Source organism: uncultured Brachyspira sp., from assembly GCF_944390595.1.
GTDB lineage: Bacteria > Spirochaetota > Brachyspiria > Brachyspirales > Brachyspiraceae > Brachyspira.
Map to the genome: position 1 here is coordinate 1 of NZ_CALXRN010000013.1, position 3,392 is coordinate 3,392.

The 3,392-nt window shown below is 33.9% G+C and carries 7 protein-coding genes; all 7 read right to left on the reverse strand.

Going from position 1 to position 3,392, the window contains the following annotated elements; translation table 11 throughout:
• Positions 1-46: 46 nt before the first annotated feature.
• From rpmJ to rplR, 7 genes are read right to left on the reverse strand one after another with little or no spacing between them, the layout of a single operon-like run.
• Complete coding sequence (gene rpmJ, locus Q0J90_RS00765; protein ID WP_008723415.1) at positions 47-163, reverse strand: 50S ribosomal protein L36; 117 nt, start codon at positions 161-163, stop codon at positions 47-49.
• Positions 164-188: 25 nt separating this feature from the next.
• A complete protein-coding gene (gene infA / locus Q0J90_RS00770; RefSeq protein WP_028330933.1) occupies positions 189-407 on the reverse strand; it encodes a translation initiation factor IF-1 in 219 nt (72 codons plus the stop codon).
• A 5-nt stretch (positions 408-412) separates the two neighbouring features.
• Positions 413-1,753, reverse strand: a complete 1,341-nt coding sequence (secY, locus tag Q0J90_RS00775) for a preprotein translocase subunit SecY (RefSeq protein ID WP_297276109.1) — start codon at positions 1,751-1,753, stop codon at positions 413-415.
• 11 nt (positions 1,754-1,764) lie between these two features.
• Entirely contained in the window at positions 1,765-2,253 is a 489-nt protein-coding gene (gene rplO / locus Q0J90_RS00780) for a 50S ribosomal protein L15 (protein WP_028330935.1), read from the reverse strand.
• 11 nt (positions 2,254-2,264) lie between these two features.
• The gene (rpmD, locus tag Q0J90_RS00785) at positions 2,265-2,444 is read right to left on the reverse strand and encodes a 50S ribosomal protein L30 (protein ID WP_297204123.1); all 180 of its coding nucleotides are present in this window, start codon (positions 2,442-2,444) and stop codon (positions 2,265-2,267) included.
• Complete coding sequence (rpsE, locus tag Q0J90_RS00790; protein WP_297276111.1) at positions 2,444-2,950, reverse strand: 30S ribosomal protein S5; 507 nt, start codon at positions 2,948-2,950, stop codon at positions 2,444-2,446. Before rpsE ends, rpmD begins: the two co-directional genes overlap by 1 nt.
• 23 nt (positions 2,951-2,973) lie before the next feature.
• Positions 2,974-3,330: a 50S ribosomal protein L18 gene (rplR, locus tag Q0J90_RS00795; protein WP_297276110.1), complete on the reverse strand. Its 357-nt coding sequence runs from the start codon at positions 3,328-3,330 to the stop codon at positions 2,974-2,976.
• Positions 3,331-3,392 lie beyond the last annotated feature (62 nt).

A 3,392-nucleotide genomic window follows, 5' to 3' on the forward strand; every position in this document is an offset into this window, starting at 1 on the left:
TTCAACACCCATTAAGCGTGCCATATTAATTATCTCCTTAAATTAATTACTTCTGTTTTTGTTTATGTCTTGGGTTTTTCTTACATATAACTCTAACTACGCCTTTTCTCTTAACTATTTGACAGTCGTTACAGCGTTTTTTTATAGAACTTTTTACTTTCATTGTAACTAATCTCCATTTACTTTATTTACTTATAACGATAAATTATTCTACCCTTTGTTAAATCGTAGGGGGACATTTCTATAGTTACTTTATCACCAGGAAGTATGCGGATAAAATTCATACGCATTTTACCTGATATATGTGCTAATATCTTATGACCATTCTCTAATTCTACTCTAAAAGTAGCATTTGGAAGAGGTTCTACTACTACGCCCTCAACCTCTATATTTTCTTTCTCAGCCATTTTGATTACCTTCTAACTTTAGATTTCTTTAATATGCCGTCATAGTTATGCATTTGTAAATAAGATTCTATTTGCTTTAATAACTCAACAGCAACACTTACACTAATCATTACAGATGTTCCACCCATTAAATAAACAAGCGAATTATTTGTACCTCTGAAAGGAGCAAATATAGGAATCTTAGACATTAAATCTGGAAATACTGCTATAGCTGCTAAGAATAATGAGCCACCTATAGTTATTCTGCTTAATACTGTTTTAAGATATTCAGCAGTCTGTGTACCAGGTCTGTAACCAGGTATAAAACCTCCTGATTTCTTAAGATTCTCTGCTATATCATCTGGATTGAACTGCACTGATGTATAAACATAAGCAAACATGATAACCAAAAGACAATAAAGAACTATATATGCCCAACTGCCGTAAGAGAAGAATCTAAGCAATGCATCAAGCCATCTCCATTGAACTCCTCTAGTTAAGCTGGCAATCTGAGCAGGAATAGCCATTAAAGCTGAAGCGAATATTATAGGTATTACACCTGATGGGTTGATCTTGAAAGGTATATGAGTTGATTGAGCCCCAAATACTTTTCTTCCAACAACACGCTTAGCATATTGAACCGGAATTCTTCTTTGTCCGCTTTCTTCATAAACTACACAGAATATAACTATCGCAAAAATTATGAAGAAAAGAACTATTACCAAAGAATTCAAATATTCGCTGTCTCTCTTCTGTATAACATCATAAACACCAGCAGGAATACGAGCAACTATACCGGCAAAGATTATAACAGATATACCGTTACCAAGGCCGCGTTCTGTAATCTGGTCACCTAGCCACATCAAGAACATGGTACCGGCAGTAGCTGTTACAACTACTAGAAGTATGAAGCCTATACCAGGATTCATAAATATCATAGCACCTTCATTTATACTCTGTATCCAACTAGCCATAGCTGCAGATTGTATCATACAAAGAACAAGCGTTAGATATCTAACATACTGATTTATTTTTTTACGACCACTCTCACCTTCTTTTTGCATTTTTTCCAAAGCAGGAATAACTACACCAAGAAGCTGCATGATAATAGAAGCAGAAATATAAGGCATTATACCTAATGCTAATATAGAAAATCTAAATAATGCACCGCCTGAAAATAAATCCATTATAGTCAAAAGTCCTGCACCGCCTTGCGATGAGGATAAAAAACTCAATAAAGCTGTAGGATCTATACCCGGTGTCGGAATGTGACTTCCTATTCTATAAACTAATATCGCTAAAATAGTAAATAGAATCCTGCTTCTTAACTCTTGTACTTTAAATATATTAGTTAATGATTTCAACATTATAATTTACCTTAAGATTTTTTATCTTCTTTTTTTCTAATATATTTTTTACGTTCATGTATTATAACTTTACCGCCGGATTTTTCAACCTTTTCTATAGCTTTTTTACTAGCCATATCAACGGTAATAGTGACTGCACTCTTCACTTCACCCATAGAAAGAAGTTTAATATAATCTCTCTTAGATGATAAGAAACCTAATTTTAATAGAGTTTCTCTGCTTATTTCATTACCTATAGAGTCTAAATCACCAACATTAATAATATTAACAAATTTTTTGAAAGCTGCATTAGTGAAACCGCTTTTAGGAATTCTTCTATGCAAAGGCATTTGTCCGCCTTCAAAACCAGCTCTTCTGCTGTAACCAGAACGAGACTGAGCTCCTTTATCACCTCTGCCTGCAGTACAGCCCCAGCCAGAACCTTGACCGCGTCCTACCCTATGACGCTTTTTACTTGAACCCTTTGGAGCTCTTAATATTTTTGTATTTTCTTGTGCCATTTTTAAGAACCTCACTTATACTCTACTTTAAGAAGGTGTGATATTTTATTTATCATTCCATTTATTTGAGGAGTTGCTTCATGCTCTACAACTCTTTTACCTCTTTTGAAACCTAAAGCTACAACTGTATCTCTTTGAGATTTTTCATAGCCTATAGGAGATTTAACTAATGTTATAACAACTTTAGCCATTATTCTGTCCTCCCATATATCTGGTTTATACTAATTCCTCTTTTATTAGCCATATATTCAACTGTCTTTAAAGATTTTAAACCTTCAAAAGTAGCTTTAGCTAAATTCATTGAATTGTTATTGCCAAGAGATTTAGAAAGAATATTCTTAACTCCTGCTAATTCTAATACAGCACGTGCAGGACCGCCTGAAATAACTCCAGTACCTTTAGAAGCTGGTTTCATGACTATTCTGCTGCTTCTAAATACTCCAACTGTATTATGAGGTATAGTTTCACCCTTCAAATTCACTTCTATCATGTTCTTTTTAGCCTGTTCTATAGCTTTTCTTATAGCGTCTGGTACCTCATTTGCTTTACCATAACCTAAACCAACATGACCGTTCTTATCACCTAGAACCATTAAAGCGGCAAATCTAAAACGTCTTCCGCCTTTCATAACTTTAGCAACCCTATTTAAAGTTATAAGACGCTCTTCATACATACTTTTTTCTTCGTTGTTGTTCATATCGTGTGCCAAGGTAATACTCCTTAAAATTTCAATCCTGCTTCACGAGCACCGTCAGCTAGGGATTTTATTTTTCCATGATATATATATCCGTTTCTATCGAATACAACTTCACTTATATTCTTTTCTTTTGCTCTAGTAGCTAAAACTTTACCTATCTCTTTAGCTATATCTGTATTTTTACCACTTTTTAGTTCTTTTTCTTGAGAAGATGCCGATACTAAAGTTACACCTTTACTATCATCTATTATCTGAGCAGATACATACTTAAGACTTTTATAAACTGTAAGTCTAGGACGCTCAGTACTTCCTTCTATTTTTATACGTATACTTCTCTTTCTTCTTTCACGTTGAGCTTTAATTTTTTCTCTTAAACTCATAGCTTACCCCTTACTTAGCAGCTTTTTTACTTTCTTTCATTTTTACATGCTCGCCTTCAAAT

Excerpts from the sequence above, each read along its gene's own strand:
- infA (WP_028330933.1), bottom strand. The coding sequence starts at position 407 with ATGGCTGAGAAAGAAAATATAGAGGTTGAGGGCGTAGTAGTAGAACCT.
- rpmD (WP_297204123.1), bottom strand. The coding sequence starts at position 2,444 with ATGGCTAAAGTTGTTATAACATTAGTTAAATCTCCTATAGGCTATGAA.
- rpmJ (WP_008723415.1), bottom strand. The coding sequence starts at position 163 with ATGAAAGTAAAAAGTTCTATAAAAAAACGCTGTAACGACTGTCAAATA.
- rplO (WP_028330935.1), bottom strand. The coding sequence starts at position 2,253 with ATGGCACAAGAAAATACAAAAATATTAAGAGCTCCAAAGGGTTCAAGT.
- rplR (WP_297276110.1), bottom strand. The coding sequence starts at position 3,330 with ATGAGTTTAAGAGAAAAAATTAAAGCTCAACGTGAAAGAAGAAAGAGA.
- rpsE (WP_297276111.1), bottom strand. The coding sequence starts at position 2,950 with ATGAACAACAACGAAGAAAAAAGTATGTATGAAGAGCGTCTTATAACT.
- secY (WP_297276109.1), bottom strand. The coding sequence starts at position 1,753 with ATGTTGAAATCATTAACTAATATATTTAAAGTACAAGAGTTAAGAAGC.